Origin of the sequence: Roseateles albus (assembly GCF_028595345.1) — a bacterium.
GTDB lineage: Bacteria > Pseudomonadota > Gammaproteobacteria > Burkholderiales > Burkholderiaceae_C > Paucibacter_A > Paucibacter_A albus.
In genome coordinates, this window is record NZ_JAQQXT010000002.1 from 471,497 (window position 1) to 494,472 (window position 22,976).

A 22,976-nucleotide genomic window follows, 5' to 3' on the forward strand; every position below is an offset into this window, starting at 1 on the left:
AAATGCAGGTGCAATTCGAGCGCGACCAGCGTATCAATGGCTGGTTGTAGTTCTGCCCGGCGCATTTGGTCGCGTAAAACTTGCGTGGTCGCCAGGGCGTTGCGCTTCGCATCTTCGAACGCACTCTGGTCCTTCGCCCGCAGTTTGACATGCAAGTCGCGGTAGCCAGTCAGTAGCTGCCACCTGATAGTCTGGCCCAGACGGATGATGATGTCGGGATTTGCAACGAGAGATGTCGTGCCGGGCAGGATGGCGTCGGCCGGGAATGGACACCGAAAGTTCTTGTCATTGTTATGGTGCGTGGCGCGGTTTTTGGGTTCGATATGTTGTGCAGAGCAGCGCTGAGCTTGACCGACCCGTTCTTTCTTGTACACGTGAGATTCCACTCACTCCCTTGACTAGCTGGCGCCTGGGAGTCCTGTTGACCGCTGATTCGCTAGTCACAGGTCTCTCCACCCGGTTTATATATTCCCCCACTTTTTTGATAATTTCCTCATAATTGATGTCAAATCATCAAATAAGAGGAAATTATGAAGAAGATTGAGGCGAGCAGTGAACTTGAGCTTGGCAATTCTTCAGAGTCTGTGGACACGAAATGGTCACAGGAGGCTCAGCAAATCGTCCGGGCAATGCTCGTCCGACGCGGCTGCAGCCTCAAAAAGCTGTCGAGGCTGCTTGAAGGAGTTGGCGTGAACATTCAGGCAAAGGCGCTTGCGAACAAGTTGAATCGAGGGACGTTTAGCTTCGCGTTCGTACTTCAAGTAGCCAAAGTCTTGGAGGTGCAAAGCATAGATTCATACACAGTTGGCGAAAGCGGGAAGGTTTCAACCCGAACTGACACTTAATGCAATGCAAATTTCAACAATGCCGGTTCGGCTGGAAGGCCGAAAATAGACCACATTTGATGTTTTTTGTGGACCGATTCTTAGTATTTTTTGATGACTTTGTGCGCCAGCACACAAAGTCAATTCAAATTCTCTCGTAAATTATTTGAATAGCTGTGAAACTTTCAGCTTCTTCAACTTATGTGTTTTCGAAAAATGTTTGAATTGAAAATTTCTAATTTTCTGGCGCCATTGAGCTCAGGGGCTGGCCCCATGCCACTGGCATATAAAAAAATCTTCGCGTCAGCGCGAACAGTCTTGCAAAACCAATTTGTGGGGTTGGGGCCATTTCAGAAGGTTTTTAGGGCGAGTGGCGTTGAACAGGCCGCGCTAGGCTCGCCTTACTTGTTTAGGCTTATTGCGGTCTTAAATTTTCTTCTTGATGCGATTGCTAAATCAAGCATGGAAGTAGTGCTTTGCAATACATTCCGCTGGAATTTGAAATTTAGAGGTATTGGCTATAGGCCCATTGTTTAGGCCTAAAGGCATGTTTGCCATAAATATAAGTGGTCTATATACACAGTTCAGGATGTGTGGGCTCGACCACCTCCGAACTCTATGGCTTAATTAAATATAAAATTCATCTGTATAAAATTTAAAATGAACGAAATTAAAAAAACATCGACCATATCTTTTAAAATTGAGATACTGAATAGCGAAAAACGTGCGCCTCTTTACGAAAGTGAAGACTGGTTTACAGAAGTGTGTATGGACACAAACGGAGTTGTCTATTTGGACAACGAAGCTAGGGGTGGCGGGTACCCGGACGACAAACGGCGGCAACGTCTATTAACTTGGGACGTCAATAGTCGCGTAGACGCGGGCGCGCTTCAAAGCTTCTTGTTAAGCCCAGATACTATTTCACTGTTCGAGCGTGTGCGTGGTGGTCACCGCGTCGAGTGGGACGGGAATACGGACGCAGGCGTTCTGGATGACGACGCCTACGAGGCTTTTAACTTGCTGGCAAACGGGCTCCGTGGGCTGGACTACGCGCTGGTCTCAATTTGGGATGCGTGCGATTTTTTGCAGGGCGTATATGCTGCCGACATGTTGAAAAGCATGGCCTCAATCGGCGGTACTCTGCACGGTCTGGCTGAGCACTACGCTTGCGAATGTGAACAAAACAGCGGCACAGTCGAAGTTGATGACTTGCTTCGGGTGATTTCTGAAAAGTTGCTGGACGCGTACGCAGAAAATAGAGCTAACTTGCCATCCGCAGTGAGGAATGAAATCGCCTCAATCGGGTGCGACGTTGACTATGCGTGCGAGCTGCGTGCTGAGACTATTGTGGATGGCTCCGAAGCCGTGCTTGCAGCGTATTTTCATGGATTGAATTCCAGCGACTATTTCGATGGCCAGGTCAATGAGCTTTGGCTGAGCCCGGAAGAGGGCACTCTTTGGACTTGCGGGCAGTGCGATGATTCAAACGAGAAGAAGAAAGTTGCGCTGCTGCTGCATACCGCCCTTGGCTATAAAAGCCCAGCAAGACACTATCAAAGGGCCAAGATTCCGGAAGCGCAAGCCTTGGCGGTCTGGCTCAAGGAAGTTCAGAGTCGAATCGAGAGCGCGCTGAAATCATAGCTCCAGTTGCTCTGCACCGAACCCGGCTCGAATGCCGGGCTTTCTCTTTCTTGGGCTCTAAATGCAGCCTTTTTAGCTGTGGCGGTGTCTGCGCTCGGTATTGCAACGGCGGCCCAGCGTTTAGACCGAGCCAGCCTTAAAATTTTTAAGACACGCTCTCAACTAAACAAGTCCAGTCGGGCGAACATGATGCGAATCTTCCCTTTGAATAATTCAATGTTGTTTGAAAAGTGTGCAAACAATAATCGGAATTTAGCTTGGATGGTTTGATTGTCTCTTTGACCGTGGGGCTGATTAGCGGTCTTCTTGTCGAAGTCAACCTTCAATGATGGCAGCGAGGGTCCATCGCATGACCGCGCTGAATGTGCCGAGAGTGAAATATTCTTCGCCTCCATGAGGCCTTGGCCCCCGTGATTTTTTCCTTGATTCATGGGAAATACCTTCCCGATTGAATCTTCAATACTGGCACCTTCCCGTAACAGCTTTGCGAGTTTTTTTATATTTTCGTGATGTTCTGTTGGCATGACTACGTTAACTTGATGGGCTCCGCCTTTCGCCGTGCGCTCTCGTGCTTTTTTAGAACGCTGCGCCCCATCGCTAGCTGGAATTCTTACGAATGCAGTCACCTTTTTTAGGCCGGCCGTCAATAAAACGTCATCCGTTATTCCTGTTCGGGATTCGTGAATTTCAAGTTTGTAGGTACCTTTATCTTGACTTGTCGGGTAGGTATCGCTCATGTCATCTCCACTTTTGACGCGTCTAGAACGTTTCTAGGCAGTACCGTCATGGGAGGTAAAGGAATTTAGTTTTATCCGCAGGAGATTTTCGTGGTTTTACGACGAGCTCTGTCTCGGCTTGTCGCTAGAACAGCCCTAGAAAAGAGTTTTGATAAATTCGTATTAAAAAATTCTTCATCTTTTTTGAATTATTTAAAATACTTGCCTTACACATGCTGCAAGCCCACCGCTTGCGGCACGTATCGCCTCAATGAGTCCTACAGCGTCGTGCCCTCCTACTGGACTCGGAGGCTTTACAAATGCTATTTAATATCAATGAGCTTGCAACACTGTTGCAGCGTTCGCCTGAAACCATCCGCAAGGACTTGGTGAGAAACCCTGCTGCGGTACCGCCTCAACTCCGGTTGCCAGGAACCCGCTTGCTGCGTTGGCGTGTTGCCGACGTGGAGAACTGGCTTAGCACCCACGTGCAGGGAGGTGTGAAATGAGTTGGGCTGCCCTTGATATCGCCAAGGCATTGACCGGCCCGCGTCCTGTCTTGGACCTCGTGCTGCCAGGCCTGCCGGTGGGAACGGTTGGAAATTTGGTCGCACCCGGTGCGACCGGCAAGACACAATTCCTGCTGCAACTCGCCGTGTCGCGTTGCCTGGGATTGCCGGCACTGGGCGGGTTGTTTCCCGCAGCGCCTCCCGAAAATGTATTTTTTCTGGCTGCTGAGGAGCAGGAAATCGTGATGAGTCAGCGACTGCACGACGTAACCGCTTCGCTAGTCGACGTGGGTCTTTTTCCTGGTCGGTCAAGAGCAGACATTGTCAAGGCGCTCAGTCAGCGACTTCGCGTGTTTCCCTTGTCCGGGCAAGATGTTTACCTCCTGAGCGAGGGGAGCTATACAGAAGTGTTGGCCCGCATCAGCAAGCTGGCTCAAGGCAGTCGCCTCGTGATTGCCGACCCCCTTCGGAGGTTTCACGATGGAGATGAGAATGACAGCGGTGATATGACGCGATTGGTGCAAGGCTTCGAGCAAATCGCTAAGAGCACCAAGGCCGCTGTGCTTTTGGCGCACCATACGAGTAAGGCCGCCGCCATGAACGGCTCAGGTGATGCGCAGCAGGCGGCACGCGGTTCAAGTGCGCTGACCGATGGAGTTAGGTGGCAGGCCAATCTCTCGACGATGCCGGCCAAAACAGCATCCGCCCTGGGGTTGGCTGCAGAGGAGGCCAAGTTCTTGGTGCGATTTGATATTTCAAAAAGCAATTATGGTCCGCCGCAGCCCTCTGCATGGCTTCGACGACTGCCGGGTGGCGTGCTGACGAAGACGCGTCTGCCTGAAGAAAAAGCGACAACGCGCAGGGTTTCTACGCGCGAGGTGCAGTATGACTGACCCTATGCAGTTGGTCCGCTATGAGCCGGCCTTGGGGCTTGCGGCCCTATTTAGACCACTCCAGGCGCGCTGCCGGCGACCTAGCTTTAGAGCGAGGCAATCGTTCAACGGGCTAGAGTACGAATGGGCTGCGCCGGAGGCACCGGGCATCCCCGAGCAAACGCTTTTGCTTGCCCTGATGTCGCTGGCCGGGCCAGGCCAACAAAGGCTAGCGATGCAGCCCGTGACACCATCAGGCCATCAGCTTCGGTCTGCACTGGCTGCAGATGGGGAGCTCTTTCATGGTGACACCGCCAGCGTGCATACGAGCCTGTCTGAACTCGCTCGAAAGTGCGGCTATGCGGACTGCGGCGGTGCTAACTTGGAGCAGATGCGCCAGATGCTCCTACGCTTGGCCGGCATCACAGTTTGCGTTCGTGCGACTGACTTTGAAGCTACTTCCAAGCTGCTGTCGGTCGTGATTTCCAGCTGCGGACGCACTCGAGTGGCATTGAATAAGCGCCTGTCGCACGCGGCATGGGGCGAGGGACAGTATGTTTCAGTGTCGATGGGTCAGCGTTTAGCACTGAGCACTCAGACGGGAATGTCACTGCATGCTTACTTGTCGACTGCCATTCGCTTAGGGAGGAAGCACTCATTCATGTGGCCCCGGCTGGAGCGAGCGGTTTGGGGCGACAACGCAGCGGGCAGCACTTTTCGAAGCCGAAAGTCGAAGTTGAGTGCGGCCCTGTGTGAAATTGCGCGCGATGGCTGGTCGATAGATGCACAGGCTCGACTCGTTTCTGTGTCACGGCATAGCAGCAACAAAGCGACGGCAAAGCGGCAACAGACTGATGCGAAAAAAGGCAATTAAATCAACAACTTGCGTCGTTTTTGAAGGCCCTACTATTTCTACTACAAGCTGCTTCTTGGGTCGTGGTGGCTTTGAGGCCCCCTCGACCCTTGGGTATGAGTTTCTGTGGACTGTGACAAGCAGGCAGAAGACCTAAACGGTTCTTGCGAGGATTGGACGTAAAGGTAACAGGGAAGACAACGGGGCCGAGCCGTTGATGTTTAGGTTTTCTAAACTGAATCAAGCTGTCAGGGATGCGTCCGGCGAAGCGCATCCCTTTACTCTTTTAGTAAAAAGCGATGTCCTTGAACGTGTATAGCGACGTCTCGAATTTCACCCGGACGGCCAGCTCATCAGGGCTCCAACCGCAAGCCAGCAAGTCCTTGCTCAGTTTTTTGGCAAAGCCGGCGGTACTCACAAAAATTACCTGTCGCAGGCGATTTTCAACGTCCAGGCAAGCCGGCGCACCCAGCCTGACATTGCCCCAAATCTTGACAAGAAAGCGAAGGAGATGTTGGTGGTCAGCTTTGTTCTTGTGACTCCGCTCTACTTCGATAAACCAAAAGTCGGTTCCGGCTCGGATTGCAACATCAGGCTTTTTCCCGTGGATGCCAGCTGCGTCTCCGAGCCATCGGCCTTGAGCAATTTCTCGTTCTGTTGAGACTCGATAGCCCTGGCGAAGGGCTGCGATTGCGACTTCATTGGCGATGTTGCGGTGCAGAAAGTACGCGGCGTGATAGCTGCGTAGCAAGTCTTTGCCTGTCGAGGCTTGAATCCCCATCCCTTGCAAGGCCCGAGCCCCTTTTTCGGAAAGCGCGTAAATGACGCTGCCGTTCGGCGCCTGAGTCTGCAATATCAAGCGCATTTCCCGCAGGCTTGCCAAGTGGCGCTGGGTGCGTCGAATGTCCACCTTCGTCGGCGGTGGCGCCTGCAGGGCAGGGCAGCCCTTTGGCGCGGTCTTTGGCATGGCTCGGCTAGTCAAGCTGGCTATGTCCCTGGTTCTTAGCCAGCCGAATCGAAATAGCAAGCGCAAAATTTCCGTCTGCCTTGCAATTGCGACTTCTCTGCCGTCACGTTGAGGAACTGTTTCTTCTTTCACGTCTTGTTTCCCTTACCCGGCTACCGGGTGTTTCAATAAGCCGTGTAGCGATGGACTGCGTTAACGCAGGCTGTTACGCGCCCCCTAACGCCTGGGGGCGTCATGGGTGAGCGTCAGCTCTTCGTCACGGTGAATAGGCCCACCGGCATGAGACTTCGGCCTGTACGGCCGGCTCCTACCTCTGAAATCTGGACGATTTCCGTGTTCCTGGGGTAAAGCAGGGCGCCCCAGCCCTCCGTGAAGCTGCGCATCACTCAAGGCTCGGGTAACCCGCCTGACACGTCTCGCTGGACGCTGCTCGGGCTTCGGTTCACGCTGCGCGTTTCACTCATGCGGGTTACCCGAGCCTGCGGCCCGGGGCGCCGGGACTCGCGTCCCCCACAGCAGAACCGGGTGCCTGGGGGCACCCTATGGCTCGGCGCCGGGCTTGCAGCCCTGCCGGCCATTTCTTTGCGGCTCCCCCTGGGCCAAGTTCTACGTCATCCGCTTGGGCGGCTGAGCGCTTGGCGGCTGTGGCTGGACGCCTTGCCCCGTGCGAGCACGGCCCCCAAATGGCGCGCGTTGCTTGCCCGGCCCCTCGCGCATAGGCCGGCCCTTGCGCCCGTTTTGCTGAGTCGTCTTCTTATTTGCGACCTTGACAGAGCCATCCAACGCCCAAGCGCCGAGCCCTACGGGTAGCAACTCACCCGGTTCCTTCGGACTGCGGCTTCGAGGCCAGCGCTTTTCACTATGAATGGCTCCGTCCGAGCTGTCGCCGGCGACGAACTCAGAAAAAACGGCGGCAACGGCGGAGCAGGGATTCGCGCCATTGGCCCCCAAGAAATTCTGGCTCTAAATCTTGAAAGCCGGCATCCAAAAGGAAAACATGGAACTGAAACCGACAAATCCAACAAACGCGGTTTGCATGAGCCCCACCGAGTGGGCAAAAACACATTCGGACTTCAAAACTCGAATTGACGGCCAGCGCTTTGTTTTGCGCATGACCAGTGCTGGCACCGCATTGGTCCCTGTGCAGATTACTAAAAAGGAGTCCAAGAAATGATGGAATCTGAAGATTTGATTTATAGCTACAGCCGCGCTCAAGCGATTTCGGACGGTGTTTTGCTCGACGTTACCGACCTGGCCAAAGAAGCCGGATTTCGCTATCCGGTGGCACTGACATCCGCAGCGTGGGCAGATTGCGTAGCGTGGCGCGCGGCAAGTCGGTTGAACGGACAGAGCGAAGCTGGGCGACTTTGGGACGTTTTGACGATGGCCCGGCTTGCAATTCGAAAGGCGGGGGGTAACCAGGTAAGTTTTGGCGTTCGGGTTGTGCCTCAGCACGATTCGGCCGGCAAGCCTCAGCTTGTGTCCCTGAAGATGGTCGTTGGCCCTGGTGATGAGCTAGAGCCCGTCATCACCCTCATGCTGCCAGGCGAAGACTGATTGATACCGAGCCGGCGCCCATCGGAGGCGCCGGTTCAGAAGGGACTAAAAGTTATGTTCAGTTTTCTACGACACTTCTTCGGCACTGATACGGGCATCGAAGTAATGGAGGATGAGCCTTGCGCTCCCATCGTCAATCCGGCCACAGGCCTGCCTATGTCGGACTGCGGCATTGGCGGTTTGGACGTGGCCGGGAGCCCATTTGGCATTGACATTCACGACAGCGGGGGTGCCGGTATAGATTCGAACCCTTGGGATTGATTACGCAAGGACACGAAGCCCTAGCGCCGAATCGCCTCGGATTTAATTAGCTTCCCTTGGGTTGTGCCGGGGCAGGGGCTGGCGTCTGGGCAACGGGTGTCGGCGCCGGGCTTGCAGCCGGCCGCAAAGAGCCGGCTCCTTGAAAATTCTTTTGTAGGATTTGGCTAGAGTGAGTCGGTTTCGGCGCCATTGTTACTTCCTGGGGTTGGTTGTCTTGGATATTGGTTTTAAGTCTCCCGCGCCTTGAAAGCACGAGGTCATGGCTATGGCGGTTCTTCGCTTCTTTTCACGTACCCCCTGGGATACAGGAGCTGCCGCCTTTTTAGCCGGTGTTGCCACCTTTTTAGCCGGCGCTGCCGCCTTCATTGCCGAAGGTGGTTTCTTGATAGTTGCCATCTAGTTCTTTGCTAAATTTAAAGCCAAATCTGCGCCACAGCGGCGAATATCAGAAACACGAGTCCTACTCCAAACGAGCTGCGGCAAGCGGTGTCCACGCGGCCAACCAACGAATCTTCCGTTTCATGCGACTCATGCTCCTGGTCTTTGAGCAGTTTTGCCACTAGGCGGCCATTGACCCGGAATACCCAAATGCAAAAAACCGCTGACAGTGCGAACGCAACGGTGGCAAATAGCAACCATATCGGAGCCCAGGACTGCACAGGCTTAACATGGTCAGAGAAAATCAGCGTAAGTCCCAGGCCGACACCAGCGCTGGCGAGCGTGAATATGGACTTTGTCTGCTCAAGGGCAGTGGCAAACCAAGCTTGATAAAGCCCTTGCCGATACGCTGACTCCTTTATGGCCAGACCCTCATGGGCAGTCAGTGATACTGTCGCAAGTTCGCTTTCTGACAATCGTTTCTCCTTAGACTCGACGGTCAAGACATCGAGCAATTTAGACGGGGCGCCAACACTCAGCGAGCTATGGCCTGATATCGCTGCCAGAATTGGAGCGAGCCCGCAGCGCCTCATACAACTGCGCCGGCCCCAGCAGGATGTCTTTCAGCCCATCCCGCACCCGCTCAGAGCCGAGCGCTTGCGTACTCATCGTTGTATGCGCATCTAGCGCATCCATAATCGCGTGCATCAGCGCATCCTTGAGGTCGGGCGAATTGGCGAATTGTTCTTTGCTGTTGCTGGCCGCCTGCTGCATCAGCATTTCATTTTCCAGCAGCTTGCCTTTGATGACGCCGTTCACATAAACGAGCTGGTCGTCGTCTGTCAGCTCGCCTTCGAACAAACCATTCACCTTTTGAATGATTTCGACCAGGTAGGCCCGTTCTTTTTCCTGCACCGAGCCGCTGCCCACCGCATCCATCGGCGCCAATTTATAGCTGCCGTCGGCATTCAGATTGAGGGGCTGCTTGCCATGGTCCTTCAGCGTGTGATGAGTAAGCACCACCTTGGAAAGGTCCACGGTGTCGCGTTCGCGGCCGAAGTCGAGCAGGGGAATGAGGCGCTTGAAGAACAAGAATCGCTTCTCAATGTCCGTGTTGCCGTAGTCGAAAATCTGCGAAAGGAAAGCATAAAGGCGCACGTAGGCGCCCGCGTCGTTCTTGAACAGAAGCAAGGCGTCCAGCACATCCTTGGCCGCCTGTGCGGCCTTTTCGTCTTTCAATTCATCGGCCGCAGCCTTCTCTTGCTTGGCCGCCTTGAAGCGTTTCAGCAATCGGTCGGCCACTGGCGCAATCGCCGCGTCGAGCTGCTTTTGTGTGCCGTTCGGGTCGGTGTCCACCTTGGCCACGCGGTCGACTTCAAAATCATCGTAATTGCCGCTGGCGTCGAGCTTGGCTCGCAGGTCATAGACCAGGTGTGGGTCGGTCGTGGCCTCCAGCTCGGCCGTTTCGTAATAGGTTTTGAAGGCCTTCAGAACCTCGGCGCTGTCATTGACGAAGTCCAGGACGTAGGTCGTGTCCTTGCCCGGCAAGGCCCGATTCAAGCGCGACAGCGTTTGCACCGCTTGAATGCCGCCTAGCATCTTGTCCACGTACATGCCACACAGCAGCGGCTGGTCAAAGCCGGTCTGGAACTTGTTGGCCACCAGCAGCAAGTGATATTCGGGCTCCGCAAACGCATCGCGGATGTCGCGCCCTTTCAATCCGGGGTTCAAGTCCTTGCTGGTTTCTGTCACCGGCGCCGGGAAGCTATCGGGGTCATTCACCTCGCCAGAAAAGGCCACGAGCACGCCCAGCGCGTAGTTCTGTTTGGCGATATAGGCGCGGATGGCTTTCTGCCAGCGTACGGCCTCACGGCGTGAACTCACCACTACCATCGCCTTGGCCCGGCCCGCCAGCAGGGGCTGGACGTTTTCGCGGAAGTGTTCGACGACGATTTGCACCTTTTGCGAGATGTTGTATGGATGCAGCCGCACCCAATTCATGATGCCCTTCATCGCCGTGCTGCGTTCCACCTGCGTCTCGTCGTATTCCTGCCCATCATGAGCCAGCTTGAACGCGAGCTTGTAGCTGGTGTAGTTCTTCAGCACATCGAGAATGAAGCCCTCTTCGATGGCCTGGCGCATTGAATAGACATGAAAAGCCACCGGCAGCCCATCGGCGCCAGGGCGGCCGAAGAGTTCCAGTGTTTTCTGCTTGGGCGTCGCGGTGAAGGCCACGTAAGTCAGCCCCTTGGACCCTGCCGAGTCCCCGCTGCGCGCCGCCATTTGCGCAGCCAATATGACCTCGGTATCCACCTCGCCGCCGTCTTGCAACTCGGCCCATTCCTGCGCCGACAGCAGTTGTTTGAGCTTGGCTGCGGCCTCGCCGCTTTGCGAGCTGTGCGCCTCGTCCGCAATCACCGCAAAACGCTTGCCCTCGGTGGCCGCCAGCTCCTGTACCGCTTGAAGGGCAAACGGAAAGGTCTGAATAGTACAGACGATGATTTTCTTGCCGTCTTTCAGCGCCTGGCCTAGCTGCGCACTCTTGCTACCGTGCTCATTGGTGATGGTCGCCACCACGCCCGTCGTGCGCTCGAAGTCAAAAATCGCTTCTTGCAACTGCGCATCCAAAACATTGCGGTCGCTCACTACGAGCACGCTGTCGAACATTTTCTTGTGCTCGGCGTCGTGCAAGTCGGCCAAAAAATGTGCGGTCCAGGCAATCGAATTGGTCTTGCCGGACCCGGCGGAATGTTGAATTAGGTAGCGCTGGCCTGCCCCCTGCGTGAGTACATCGGCCACCAGCTTGCGTGTGGCGTCGAGCTGGTGGTATCGCGGGAAGATGACGCTCTTGAGCTGTTTCTTGTCGTCGCGCTTGCCAATCAGGTAGCGGTGCAGAATGTCCAACCAGCTCTCGCGCGCCCAGACTTCTTCCCAAAGGTAAGCGGTCGCAAAGCCCGCCGGGTTCGGCGCGTTGCCGGCGCCGCCTGCATTGCCTTTGTTGAAGGGCAAAAACTGCGTGGCCGGGCCGGCGAGCTTGGTGGCCATCATCACCTCGCGCTGGCTCACAGCAAAGTGAACCAAGGCTCCACCGGGGAAGCCCAACACGGGCTCCAGCACACCGCCCTTGGGCTGAGGCAGGCGGTCAAAGCGGTACTGGTCCACCGCGTCTTGCACGCTTTGCGTGAAGTCGGATTTCAGCTCTACCGTAGCGACCGGGATGCCGTTCAAAAACAGCACCAGGTCCAGCGCGTCTTGGGTGTTGTTGGGCGAGTGCCGCACCTGGCGCACCACGCGCAGCCGATTGGCGGCGTAATGCTGCTGAATCACCGGATTGATGGCCAACGCCGGTTTGAACTGCGCCAAGCGCAGCGGTTCCTTCAGCCCCAGCATTTCCACGCCCCGGCGCAGCACGTCGAGCGTGCCGCGCTCGTTCAGGCTCTTGCGCAAGCGCTCTGCCAGTCGCTCGGCCAAGGCCTGGCCATGAGTCTTGCTGAGTCGCTGATAGCTGTCAGCCTGCGTGGTTTCCACCCAGGCCAGTAAGTCAGGCAGAAAGAGCGCATGGCCGCGCTCATACTGCTCGGCGTCGCCGTCGGCATACAGCCAGCCATTGGCTGCCAGGTGCTGACAGATTTCGGTCTCGAAGTGGATTTCTTTATGAAGCGTGCTCACTCGGCATCCTCCTTGTCCCAGGCCAGCTCCATCTTCCACATCTCCACCAGCTTTTGAAACCTGTTGAGTCTGCTGTCGAGATACCCACATAGCGCTGTCGACACCACATCGAGTAAATCACCGGTGTAGAGCCCCCCAAGGTGGTAGGCTGCTTCGCCGCCAAGGGACCAATAGGTCAAGGTTGTGGCTGACTCAATGTTCCCGTCGCTATCTTTGCGCTCTTCATCAAGAGCCTTGAAAAAATGCTTGAAGAATTGAAAGCCGGCGTCTTTGGTAAACCCGCGCTCCCGACAAATTGCCTCTACCTTTGAGTAAAGGGGACAGTCATTTGCCAAGCGGTAGGTCGTTAGGTTTTCCGTCTCTGCTTCGAGAACCAGGGCCAGATGATGCATGGCAGTGGACCCAAAGACGGTTTGCACCTGCGCCATCAAGTTTGCTTGGTCGCGGCCGGACTTTGTCATGACTTCGTGAAGCGCGCGAAGCAGGTCACTGATGGCGGCCGTACCTACGTCCACATTTAGAACCGTCGAGGGAAGTGCGAACTCGATTTCTGCCAGGAGGCTTGCGTCGCTCATGCTGATGTCACCGCAAAAAAATGGGCGGTCTTACGCACTTTGCCGGTTGCAGGCGGCCACCCATCGGCGCCTCGCTTTAACAAGGCTTCCGCTCCGACGTTATGTTCTTTCGGCAAGGGTGACATGGCTATTCCTCCCCGCGCCCAGTGGCCGCTTGATGCGCTGGCAGGTTGTCCTGCCAGGCTGCATAGGTGACCGAACTGCCTTTCAATCGCCACGTGTTACGGCCGTTGTCAGTGCGGGCCAGCACGGTGGCCGATGCCGCACTTGGGCTTTTAAAGTCAACATCTTTGGTAAACACCAAGAAGCTGCCATCGTCCGACGCCTTCAATGCCCCCTCGCTGAGCAAGCTGTCCCGCAATTGCAAATAGGAATGCGGCTGCCCCCTCCAGTCGCGCTTGGCTTGCGAGCCGGCCTGTACGGTAAAGGCCTTGCCGTTCTCGCGTGCAATGGCGCTCAGCCCATGTTTGGCACTTTCAAGTTCGAAAACCGCCTCAACACCCATGCTTCCGAAGTCGGCAAGCATTGCATTGGTCAAATCGACTTTGCTTCGTCGGTCTTGCAGTCGCAGGTGAGCATCCAGCGCCTTCATCATCTCGTCTTGACGCTGCTGCATGACCTCTTCAGTCCAGGTGTTGTGCTGCAAAACCTGGGTCGTGAGTGCGAAGGATGAAATCCCGCCTTTGGTGAAATAGGCTGTCTTCTTTTTCTCGAACTCGTGATTGCTGGCCGAACTGTTTTTCTTGCGGCTGAGCAAAGTCAGATTACCCAAGCGGTGCACCCAGCGTTGGTGTATCTGGGTGTCCGGCACCCAATTCAGCCATTGGCTGTTCGGCGCCGGTTGTTGCGGCATCACATGCTCCACCGACACAACATCGTGTTGGTAGCTCGCGCCCGCCGCAGACAGCAAGCGGTCCAACCGCAACAACAAAACCGCCAAAGCACGTGACGAATGTGTCTCATACAGGGGGCCGCTGAGCGCGGTATAGGTCTCGTGCTGTTCCAGCGGCGTGAGTTGCAAAGGCGATGACGAGGCCGACAGGTCTTGGCCCTTTTCAACGGCGCCGGTCAGCGCCGAAAAGCGCTCGATGCGTTCGTTCACGCCGCTCTTGCGTACCAACATCGAATACCCGAGCCGCTCCAAATCGCTGAAGAAACTCAGCACCAAATCCGGCTCATCGCGGTGCCGCACAAAAAAGGCCAAGGCTGGCGGTAGCCAATCCGTGAACTCCAGCCGGTTGAGCCAGCTCAAATGCTCGTTTACCTGCTCGGCGTGTTTTTGGCTGGCGTAATCGGCGCTGCGAAGTTCGTCGAAGGCCTTGGCCATGGGCAACAAGACATCGTCCAGGAACTTGCGTGGCTGCTGGAACGGCTTCACATGTGCTTCAAACTCTTTGAGCAAGGTGCCCTGAGATTTCGCTTTGCGATAGACCATCCGTATGTGGCTGAAGAGGTCTCCAAACTCTTCACGCCCTAGATTTTCTTCTTCGTCTTCCCACCTCTTGGTGTATTCGTCGCGAAGCTCAGGAGGGAGTTTGCTGATTATTTCGGCCTTGAGGATGTCGGTCGCGCTGAGGTCCATCCCTCGGCTATTCAGCACGCCAAAGATGCGGTAGGCCGAATCCAAGTCGGGCGTCGCCACGGTCACAAGGTAGCAACGGGTAATGATGAACTGAACCAACCGCGTCAATTCGGGCTGTTCCAACTTGGCCAACTCGCTCAAGAAGACTTCTGCATTGGCTCGCAGCCGGGCCTGTGCGTCAGGAAGCTTGGCGTTGAGGGCGACGAGGGCTTTTAAGCCTCCTTCATGCTGCATGTACTGACGAAAAAAATCTCGGTCCCGGTCGCGCAGCGAGAGTCGGTAGCGCGCTTCGGTGGCCGACACCACATCACCATGTTCATAGATGCGTTTGGTGATGCCAGTCTGAACTGCACCGTCCTGCACCGTGGCACGTATCGCAGAGAGCAGCAAGGTCAATGTGGTCAGCCGTTGCTGACCATCAACCACCGTCGCCTCCGCCGAAGTTTCGCCCTTGATGAGCACGATGCTGCCAAGAAAGTATGGCGCCGCTTCATTGAGTTGTTCCGGTGCGCTCCTGAGTGCGCCCAGCAAGTCATCTAGCAATTCCTGGGCTTGCTCCTTGCCCCAGGCATAAGGGCGCTGAAACCCAGGAATGGTGAAGACATAGTCATCGCTGAAAATCTTGGCCAACGACTGCTCTTTGGCAGTGAGTGTTTGGGTCAATTGAAACTCCCTAGGAATTGTTGTATCGGGTCAGGCTTGGCGCACGTCAATTTGGCCGGTGACGGCGGCGGCGATGAGTGCGGAGCGTCGTTCCATGAGTAAACAAACGGCGCGCTCTGCCTCTGCCGAAAGGGCGAAGAGCTTTTGACATTCAAGTCGAATGAACTTCAAAATCTCCACCTGTTCTCTCGGCGGCGGCAGAGCAACGTAAAGTTCGCCAATGGACGCCATGTTCAACCCCTCCATAGTTGTGCCCTGCGCTGCCAACGAAAAGTATCTCTGACTCGTAGAGTTGTTAAGGAAGGTTTGCAAGTACCTTGGGGAAATCAGCTGCTCGATAACTCGATACAGGACCAGCCGGGGATTGATGATTCCTGGCTCTGCATTGTTTGGAATTACAGCCGCTCGGCCGATGGTCCCCATCACGCTAATCAGAACGTCGTCTGGTCTTACCCGATAGCGGGACATTTCAGCAAACTTCTCCTCCGAAATGTAGTAATCGCCCAGTGAGAAGTCGTCGGGTATCACTTGCTGTTGGCCGTACACGCGATATCCAGCGGAGACGTACATCGATTTGGTTAACGATGAACCGTAGGGGCCGGCGATGCTGTCTTGAACGAGATGCTTCAGGCGTCGGACATCCCAATGCGCCGGCACATTCCCCAGCCATGTCACGCCGGAATCCTTCATCGGCGCTTCGGGGTTGAGGCCGCGCGTGACGGCTTGGGAGATGGTGGCCTGGCGTTTTTCGGCGAGCAGGGTGATGAGCTTTTCCTGCTCGGCAATCAGCACATTAATCTTGCTGGTTTCGCGGTCTAGGAAGGCGGCGATTTTCTGTTGCTCTTCGACGGCGAGAAGCGGCAGTGTGACCTGAGCGAAGTTTGAGAACCGCAGGGCCTGGCCATCCCGGACCAAGTTCGTCGTCGCTTGCAAAGCTTGGATGTAGGGAGCGCTTTTAAACAGATAGCGATAGAACGGAGACCAAATGGCGTCGTTGGGAACGAGCATCACGTAGGCAGAACTGATGCTGCCACGTAGGCCACACCATTCGATGCCGCCCTGAAAGCTGCGCATACTGATGACGAAGTCGTTCGGCTCGGCGCGCTTGAGGATGTCGGCGCCGACAATAACCTGCACTACCTTGTGGCCCTCCAGTTCCATGAAGTCCGTCTGATATATGACCCCGTGCTTCTGGGAAGCTGTAAGTTGCTTGTCCCCCGCAACAGCCTTCTCGTTGCGATTGGCGAAGTAGCGGCGACTCTGAACGACTGTCCAGTGTGCCGGCACCGGGCCTAGCCAAGTCACTCCGCTGTCCTTGTACTCTCCGTACTTCGGCAAACTCATTCCGCCAGCTCCTCCAGCATCTTCATGATGCTGGTCGTCACGGTTTTCAGTTCTTCGTCGATTTCATGCAGGCTGCGCGGCGCTTCGAACACATAGAAATGCCGGTTGAAGGGGATTTCGTAGCCGACCTTGGTTTTCTCCGGGTCAATCCAGGCGTCCGGCGCATGGGGCAGCACCTCGCGCTTGAAGTAACTGGCCACGTCATCGGATAGCGGCACATTCTCGGTATCTCGCAAGGCACTGTCGGGTTGTGGCTTTCCCTTGAGCTTGCCGCGCTCGCCCAACATGAGGTGGCCGGCCTCATCACGCAGCGGGCGCTCCACCGTGATGGTCGAGTAACCAAAATCTTCATTGCGGAAGATGCGCGACAGCGGCACGCGCTTGAGCTTGCCGCCTTCAGGTGCAGCGGGAGCGACATCCGTGCCGGTGACGATGCGTTGCTCCAACTGCTGACCAGCACTGTCCAACACGGTCACCACCTCGGCCTCGGTGAAATTGCCGAACAGGCGCGTGACCGTGGCAATGTGCTCGTCGCTCATTTCCTTGCGCTTTGAGCCAAGACTTTTGCGCATCTTTTGCCAGAGGCCCGAAGCGTCGATGAGCTGCACAAAGCCTTGGCGGTCCTTGGGCTTCTTGTTGGAAATAATCCAGACGTAGGTGGCGATACCGGTGTTGTAGAACATATCGCTGGGCAGGCCGACGATGGCCTCGACCAGGTCGTTCTCCAGCACATAACGGCGGATTTCACTCTCGCCGCTGCCCGCGCCGCCGGTGAACAACGGCGAGCCGTTCAGCACGATGCCGAAGCGGCTGCCGCCGTCGGTGGCGGGCCGCATCTTCGCCAACAGGTGCATCAGGAACAGCATCGAGCCGTCGCTGACGCGCGGCAGGCCGGGGCCGAAACGGCCATCAAAACCCTTTTGCTCATGCTCCTGGCGCACGGCTTTTTCGACTTTTTTCCACTCAACACCAAACGGCGGGTTGGACAGCATGTAGTCGAATTTGCGCCCGCCATGTCCGTCGTCTGACAAGGTATTGCCGACGACGATATTGCCGACATCTTGCCCCTTGATGAGCATGTCAGCCTTGCAGATGGCGTAGGACTCGTCATTCAGCTCCTGGCCGAACATGGTCAGCCGCGCCTGCGGGTTGTGTTCCAGCAGGTATTCGCCCGCCACGGAGAGCATGCCGCCGGTGCCAGCGGTGGGGTCGTAAATCGTACGGACCACAGCATTGCCAGAGGTCAGCACGTCGTCGTCCTCGATGAAGATGAGGTTAACCATGAGGCGAATCACTTCGCGCGGAGTGAAGTGTTCCCCGGCGGTTTCGTTGCTGATTTCGGCAAACTTGCGAATCAGCTCCTCGAACACCAAGCCCATTTGGCCGTTGTCCACGGTGTCAGGGTGCAGGTCGATATTGGCGAACTTCTCAACCACCAGGTAGAGCAAATTCGACTTGGCCAGGCGCTCGACCATGGTCAAGAAGTCGAAGCGCTCAAAAATGTCCCGCGCCGCCGGCGAAAACGCCTGAATGTAGGCATACAAGTTCTGCCGAATATGGTCCTGGTCGCCCAGCAGCTTGACCAAGTCCAGCGGCGAGGTGTTGTAAAAACTCTGGCCGGCCTTGCGCAGCAAGAAGGGGTCCGGGTTCAGCCCGGCCTTGGTCTTGGCCTCGAACTCGGCCAGGACGGCGGGCTTGGTGGATTCCAGCACACAGTCCAAGCGGCGCAACACGGTGAAAGGCAAGATGACGCGGCCGTATTCACTTTGCTTGTAGTCCCCGCGAAGCAGGTCGGCGACGGACCAAATGAAAGATGAAAGCGCTTGATGATTCACGGAACTCCCTTTTGTTTTGTTTTGTGTCTTAACGGCCAAAGTCGATGCATTCTCGCTGCAATCCAGGTGAGGGCAGGCTAGCGCTCACTGAGTAGTCGGCAGATGGAGCGGTTGCAGCACGCAGGGCTAGGCCACGCGGCAAATTCGAGCCCATCACCGAAGGGACAAGGGCCGGCCTCACAACTTAGAAGGCGTGACTTTTCCCGTGTGCGTAATCAGGATTCAATTGATTGTTGAAGTTTTGAGTTTTGGCCGAAGACGCACCGGGCTAGCTGAATGAGCTTCCATCTTTCGCGGCTGAAGTGGCCCGCAGAGAGTCCTGTCAAGAAAATTATGATTTAAAAGTCCATCATTACACTTGGTGTAATTTAGGACTTGACGCAGTTTGCGTTGAAACCTAAACTTCAGTTATGGATGTTGAGTTCGACGATGAAGATTTGGACCGCCTTGAGATAGATGCCCAATTCACGGCCGGGTTCTCGCAGGAGGTGGTGCGTGCTTTTCGAAAGAAGATGCAGCAGATTCGCGCCTTCAAGGATGAGCGCGACTTCATGGCTCTTAAATCCTTGCACTTCGAAAAGCTCAAGGGCAATCGGGAGGGACAGCACTCAATCCGTCTGAATTTGCAGTGGCGTCTGGTCTTGGAAATCCGGGGGACCCACCCTTGCAAAGTCGTCGGAATCATTGAAATCGTTGACTATCACTAAAAATATTGGAGAAATCATGAACGCACGCGTGCCTGCTGAAGTATTCCCGCCTGGGGAGTTCCTGCGGGAGGAGTTGGAAGCGCGGGACTGGAGCCAGAAGGAGTTGGCGGATATTCTTGACCGTCCGCCGCGTCTCATTAGCGAGCTCATTGCCGGAAAACGCGCAATTACCCCTGAGACCGCCAAGGGTCTCGCTGAAGCGTTTGGTACGTCGCCCGACTATTGGATGAACTTGGAGAGCCAGTACCAGCTCTCCAAGGTCAAGGTCTCCAATGACAACGTTTCGCGTAAGGCGCGCCTCTACGGCAAATTTCCCGTTCGCGAGATGCTGCGCCGTGGTTGGGTGCGTGCGAGCGAAAACATCGATGTTGTGGAGCAGCGCTTTTGCGAGTTTTTCGGTGTGTCCAGCATGGATGCAGAGCCCGAGCTTTGCCACAACGCTAAGAAGACCCACGCAATGGCGCAGGTCACGCCGTTGCAGCTGGCCTGGCTCTTCCGGGTTAGAGCAATGGCGACTCAACAGGTTCTTCCTGCTTACTCCAAGGCCAAGCTTCTGGATGCACTGGATAGGCTTAAGTCACTCATCTTGGCGCCAGAGGAAGTTCGCAATGTGCCGCGTATCTTGGCTGAGGCTGGCGTGCGGGTCGTGTTTGTCGAGCCAATGGCTGGCTCGAAGATGGACGGTGCCTGTTTTTGGCTCGACGGAGACAAGCCCGTCATTGGAATGACTCTACGTTTCGACCGCATTGACAACTTTTGGTTCGTTCTGCGCCATGAGTTGGAGCATGTGTTGCAGGAGGACGGAAGGGCGGAGAACCAGGCAGTCATAGACATGGATGTCGGTGACGCAAAGGAAGAGTTACCCGAGTGCGAGCGAAAAGCGAATGCGGCCGGTGCGGATTTTTGCGTGCCGGCACTTGAGTTCGAAAATTTCATAGCCCGAGTACAGCCTTACTTTTCAGAAGAAAAGGTACTGCGCTTTGCGCAACGCATCAATGTGCACCCCGGTTTGGTCGTCGGGCAGCTCCAGCGTAGGCTGGGTCGTCATGACTTCTTGCGCAAGCATCAAGTGAAAGTGCGGGCGTTTGTGTTGCCAGCGGCTGATGTCGATGGTTGGGGTTCGTTTTCCGAGTAATCAACTATTGGTTGGGAGTCGTTATGTCAGCTTACGCGAATCAGGTGAAATCCTACATCGAGCGCTATCAAGTAGAAGTAGGCGGCGATGGTCTGCTTGACCCTCATGCCGTGGCTGAGTGGGCATACCGAAATGGACTCCATAAGCCAAGCATTCGCACGGTGGTGGATGCTATTGCTACAGACATCGCCCAGCAATTCCGCGAGGACTATCGGACTGATGCGAAGGGGCAGCGATATCGCGCTATGCATGCGGTCCGCTCCAAAAAGGGCGACAAATCCATGTCGCTCTGGGCCGATATGGACGATGAGCGAGCGCCGCGCGACCACTTTGTGCGCTCGTTCTCCCAACGGCGCCAGCAAATCGTTGGCGACTGTTTTCAGCTAAAGACCGATGTGGACGTCTATAACGCCAAGGACCCAGCCCAAAGGCCAATCCAGGTGCCGCTCGACTTCACCTTAGACATTGAAGAATTGCAACTGCCGTTTCAGGGTAAGAAGGCAGCCTGACCTAGGAGAAAATTTAAGTGCAATCTTCGCTCAATGTTTTAGAGAAGCTCAAACCTAGGCTGGCCAACGAGTTTCAACGGATGCTACTCGCAGCCTCGTTGCAAAGTGCGAGAGAGGATTCAAACCCACTGCGGCTGAATAATTTCTCGGCTTCTTTTCGAGAACTGTTTCGGCATATTCTTGTTGGCTTGGCTCCCGAAAGGAGCGTGTCCGCCTGCATGTGGTTCGAGCCTGACCCATTGGCAAAGGGCAAAGTCACCCGCAGCCAAAAGGTGGCATTTGTAATCCACGGTGGCTTGGACCCGGAGTACGTCACCGACGAACTTGGAATAGACATCGCTGCCGAGCGAAAAGGCCTCCTAAAGTGTATTGACCGACTAAATAAATTCACTCATGTCAACGAAGACTCCTTTGGGAGTGCCCCCGAAGAAGTCGAAAAGCAGGTGCTGGATGCATGCGAAGCGCTTGAATCATTTCTTGACTGCGCAGATGAGGCGCGCCGACTCCTATGCAGCAGAGTCGAGGAACGCATTCACGATGATGTGGTGAGCGAAGCTATCGGCGACACCATCCAATCCCTTGACGAACTCGCGACGCATCATTGCATTGAGGATGTCGATGTCTACGAGGTGGAAATCACATTGCTTGACCACGAGAAGATTCACTTCACTGCCCATGGCTCCGTAGGCGTGCAGCTTCAATGGGGCTCCAATAGCGATGTGCGCCGGGATGAGGGGGCGGTGATTCAAGACTCTTACCCATTGACTTGCCAATTCTTCAGTCGAGTGGCTGAACCAGAACAGCTTGAGGTCGTCCAGAATTCACTGTGCGTCGACACCAGTTCCTGGTGGGACAGCTACTGCGATGAAGAGCCAGAGCCGGAAGGCGCGAGATGAGCATAGCCATAGCAATCCAAAATCGTAATCTCTTGTCCTTCTCCTATGACGGCTTGCGTCGCGTCGTTGAACCTCACACCTTGGGCCGGGACACGAAGGGTCACATGGCGTTAAGAGCCTACCAGGTGGCCGGCGGTAGTGAGTCAGGGGAACATGTAGGCTGGAAAATGTTCCACGTCGATGAAATGTTCGGCGCAAGCGTTCAGTCCCAGGTTTTCGCTGGCCCTCGGTCAGGCTACAAGCGTGGCGACAAGGCCTTTCAGACCATTCTTGCCCAGCTTTGAGACTCTGCTTGAAATAGCTGGTTGACTTGCCTCGGTTCTTTGAACAGTGATATTGTCCAGCCTGTCACGGGTTTTGCACCGCCTGAATGGCGTACACATTGGCGTACAGTACGAGCAGAAATTCCTAAATTCCTATAGGAATCAATGGCTTATGAGGGATATGAATTCGAATCTCTCCGACTCCGCCAAGATGAAATTGAGTAAGGCCCGCTAGTTTCTAGCGGGCCTTTTCTCATTTCAGCCCGCGAAAAACTTCGGGAGTTTCATGGGCTATGGGCGTTGCACCTAATTCAACCTTGTTGGCCCTTCGCCGACACCCAGATTCCACTCACGATCAGGGCAAAGGCGAGGCCGTGGTACCAATGTGGCCATTCGCCCAACAGCGCTGCCGACAGCAGCCCGGCGAACACTGGCGTTAGGTTGTTGAAAAATGCCGCCACGGCCGGCCCGGCTTCGGCGACGCCCTGAGCCCAGCAACGGTAGGCAATCAGGGATGGGCCTATCGCCACAAAGGCCAGCGCAAAGGCTAGGCTTGGCCCCCAGTGAATCGGCGCCGGCGTGTTGAGTTGCTCCAGCCCCGCCATGCTGCCCGCAAACAAAAGACCAAAGAGAACTTGCGCCAGCAAGAGCTCGGCCCAATTCCAGTCGGGTTTGGCGGCTCCTTGCATCGTTGCCGGCGGGCGCGCCAGCAGCCAGCTGTAAATGGCCCAGCTGAAAACCGCCAACAGCATCAGCAAATCGCCGCTGACGAATTGCACCGCCGCCAAGGTGGCGAATTGGCCGCGCGCAATCACACAGGCCACGCCGGCGAGCGACAAGACCGCGCCGATCAATTGCGGCCGCTTCGGCCTAACGCCAAACAGCACCGCACCCACGGCCAGCATCCAGACCGGCATGCTGGCGGCAATCAGGGTGACGTTGAGTGGGGTAGAACTGCGCAGGGCCTGGTACTGCAAGGCGTTGTAGCAACCCATGCCGAGAAAGCCGGTCAGTGCCAGATAGCGCCAATGCTGCAAGAGCGGTGCGGGCCTTGCCAGAATCCGCCAAGCCAGCGGCAGCAAGAGCAGGGCGGCCAAGGCCCAGCGCATGGCGTTCAAAGCCAAGGGTGGCACGCTCCCCACCATCAAGCGGCCAACGACCGCGTTGCCTGCCCACATCAAGGGGGGCAGTGTCAGCATCAATGCCAAGCGGGCGCTGAG

General features: G+C 55.8%; 21 protein-coding genes. 12 read left to right on the forward strand and 9 right to left on the reverse strand.

What is annotated here, in order from left to right; all coding sequences use genetic code 11:
- The first annotated feature begins 530 nt into the window (after nucleotides 1-530).
- From PRZ03_RS05025 to PRZ03_RS05035, 3 genes are all read left to right on the forward strand, one after another.
- Nucleotides 531-845, forward strand: coding sequence for a DUF6471 domain-containing protein (locus tag PRZ03_RS05025; protein WP_273599280.1), 315 nt, complete (start codon nucleotides 531-533; stop codon nucleotides 843-845).
- A gap of 195 nt (nucleotides 846-1,040) precedes the next feature.
- Nucleotides 1,041-1,361, forward strand: coding sequence for a hypothetical protein (locus tag PRZ03_RS05030; RefSeq protein ID WP_273599281.1), 321 nt, complete (start codon nucleotides 1,041-1,043; stop codon nucleotides 1,359-1,361).
- Nucleotides 1,362-1,484: 123 nt separating this feature from the next.
- Nucleotides 1,485-2,465 carry a hypothetical protein gene (locus tag PRZ03_RS05035; protein ID WP_273599282.1) on the forward strand — a complete coding sequence of 327 codons (981 nt, stop codon included), beginning with the start codon at nucleotides 1,485-1,487 and terminating at the stop codon, nucleotides 2,463-2,465.
- A gap of 158 nt (nucleotides 2,466-2,623) precedes the next feature.
- On the opposite strand, the gene PRZ03_RS05040 is transcribed toward PRZ03_RS05035, so the two are convergent.
- A complete protein-coding gene (locus PRZ03_RS05040) occupies nucleotides 2,624-3,202 on the reverse strand; it encodes a hypothetical protein (RefSeq protein ID WP_273599283.1) in 579 nt (192 codons plus the stop codon).
- Nucleotides 3,203-3,686: 484 nt separating this feature from the next.
- Between PRZ03_RS05040 and PRZ03_RS05045 the strand changes: the two genes are divergently transcribed.
- Nucleotides 3,687-4,583, forward strand: a complete 897-nt coding sequence (locus tag PRZ03_RS05045; RefSeq protein ID WP_273599284.1) for a helicase RepA family protein — start codon at nucleotides 3,687-3,689, stop codon at nucleotides 4,581-4,583.
- A 4-nt stretch (nucleotides 4,584-4,587) separates the two neighbouring features.
- A complete protein-coding gene (gene repC, locus PRZ03_RS24045; protein ID WP_409993922.1) occupies nucleotides 4,588-5,436 on the forward strand; it encodes a replication protein C, IncQ-type in 849 nt (282 codons plus the stop codon).
- Nucleotides 5,437-5,701: 265 nt separating this feature from the next.
- On the opposite strand, the gene PRZ03_RS05050 is transcribed toward repC, so the two are convergent.
- A complete protein-coding gene (locus PRZ03_RS05050; RefSeq protein ID WP_273599285.1) occupies nucleotides 5,702-6,514 on the reverse strand; it encodes a replication-relaxation family protein in 813 nt (270 codons plus the stop codon).
- An 838-nt stretch (nucleotides 6,515-7,352) separates the two neighbouring features.
- Between PRZ03_RS05050 and PRZ03_RS05055 the strand changes: the two genes are divergently transcribed.
- Nucleotides 7,353-7,556 carry a hypothetical protein gene (locus tag PRZ03_RS05055; RefSeq protein ID WP_273599286.1) on the forward strand — a complete coding sequence of 68 codons (204 nt, stop codon included), beginning with the start codon at nucleotides 7,353-7,355 and terminating at the stop codon, nucleotides 7,554-7,556.
- Entirely contained in the window at nucleotides 7,553-7,939 is a 387-nt protein-coding gene (locus PRZ03_RS05060) for a DUF6573 family protein (RefSeq protein ID WP_273599287.1), read from the forward strand. Before PRZ03_RS05055 ends, PRZ03_RS05060 begins: the two co-directional genes overlap by 4 nt.
- A 674-nt stretch (nucleotides 7,940-8,613) precedes the next feature.
- Here PRZ03_RS05060 and PRZ03_RS05065 read toward each other — a convergent pair.
- The 6 genes from PRZ03_RS05065 to PRZ03_RS05090 form a co-directional block, all read right to left on the reverse strand.
- The gene (locus tag PRZ03_RS05065) at nucleotides 8,614-9,054 is read right to left on the reverse strand and encodes a hypothetical protein (RefSeq protein WP_273599288.1); all 441 of its coding nucleotides are present in this window, start codon (nucleotides 9,052-9,054) and stop codon (nucleotides 8,614-8,616) included.
- 67 nt (nucleotides 9,055-9,121) lie between these two features.
- A complete protein-coding gene (locus PRZ03_RS05070; protein ID WP_273599289.1) occupies nucleotides 9,122-12,247 on the reverse strand; it encodes a type I restriction endonuclease subunit R in 3,126 nt (1,041 codons plus the stop codon).
- On the reverse strand, nucleotides 12,244-12,822 hold the full coding sequence (locus tag PRZ03_RS05075) for a hypothetical protein (RefSeq protein ID WP_273599290.1): 579 nt from the start codon (nucleotides 12,820-12,822) through the stop codon (nucleotides 12,244-12,246). Before PRZ03_RS05075 ends, PRZ03_RS05070 begins: the two co-directional genes overlap by 4 nt.
- A gap of 127 nt (nucleotides 12,823-12,949) precedes the next feature.
- Nucleotides 12,950-15,067 carry a DUF4357 domain-containing protein gene (locus PRZ03_RS05080; RefSeq protein WP_273599291.1) on the reverse strand — a complete coding sequence of 706 codons (2,118 nt, stop codon included), beginning with the start codon at nucleotides 15,065-15,067 and terminating at the stop codon, nucleotides 12,950-12,952.
- Between the two features lie 30 nt (nucleotides 15,068-15,097).
- On the reverse strand, nucleotides 15,098-16,411 hold the full coding sequence (locus PRZ03_RS05085) for a restriction endonuclease subunit S (RefSeq protein ID WP_273599292.1): 1,314 nt from the start codon (nucleotides 16,409-16,411) through the stop codon (nucleotides 15,098-15,100).
- On the reverse strand, nucleotides 16,408-18,246 hold the full coding sequence (locus PRZ03_RS05090; protein WP_273599293.1) for a type I restriction-modification system subunit M: 1,839 nt from the start codon (nucleotides 18,244-18,246) through the stop codon (nucleotides 16,408-16,410). Before PRZ03_RS05090 ends, PRZ03_RS05085 begins: the two co-directional genes overlap by 4 nt.
- A gap of 410 nt (nucleotides 18,247-18,656) precedes the next feature.
- Here PRZ03_RS05090 and PRZ03_RS05095 point away from each other — a divergent pair, with 410 nt between their 5' ends.
- From PRZ03_RS05095 to PRZ03_RS05115, 5 genes are read left to right on the forward strand one after another with little or no spacing between them, the layout of a single operon-like run.
- Nucleotides 18,657-18,953, forward strand: a complete 297-nt coding sequence (locus PRZ03_RS05095) for a type II toxin-antitoxin system RelE/ParE family toxin (RefSeq protein WP_273599294.1) — start codon at nucleotides 18,657-18,659, stop codon at nucleotides 18,951-18,953.
- 16 nt (nucleotides 18,954-18,969) lie between these two features.
- Nucleotides 18,970-20,088, forward strand: coding sequence for a HigA family addiction module antitoxin (locus tag PRZ03_RS05100; RefSeq protein WP_273599295.1), 1,119 nt, complete (start codon nucleotides 18,970-18,972; stop codon nucleotides 20,086-20,088).
- 44 nt (nucleotides 20,089-20,132) lie between these two features.
- Nucleotides 20,133-20,597 (forward strand): hypothetical protein, encoded by a 465-nt coding sequence (locus PRZ03_RS05105; RefSeq protein WP_273599296.1) that lies wholly within the window; start codon nucleotides 20,133-20,135, stop codon nucleotides 20,595-20,597.
- A gap of 17 nt (nucleotides 20,598-20,614) precedes the next feature.
- A complete protein-coding gene (locus tag PRZ03_RS05110) occupies nucleotides 20,615-21,493 on the forward strand; it encodes a pPIWI-associating nuclease domain-containing protein (protein ID WP_273599297.1) in 879 nt (292 codons plus the stop codon).
- Nucleotides 21,490-21,777 (forward strand): hypothetical protein, encoded by a 288-nt coding sequence (locus tag PRZ03_RS05115; RefSeq protein ID WP_273599298.1) that lies wholly within the window; start codon nucleotides 21,490-21,492, stop codon nucleotides 21,775-21,777. The genes PRZ03_RS05110 and PRZ03_RS05115 overlap by 4 nt, the downstream gene beginning before the upstream one ends.
- A 290-nt stretch (nucleotides 21,778-22,067) precedes the next feature.
- Here PRZ03_RS05115 and PRZ03_RS05120 read toward each other — a convergent pair whose 3' ends face one another.
- Entirely contained in the window at nucleotides 22,068-22,955 is an 888-nt protein-coding gene (locus PRZ03_RS05120) for a DMT family transporter (protein WP_273599299.1), read from the reverse strand.
- Nucleotides 22,956-22,976: the final 21 nt, after the last annotated feature.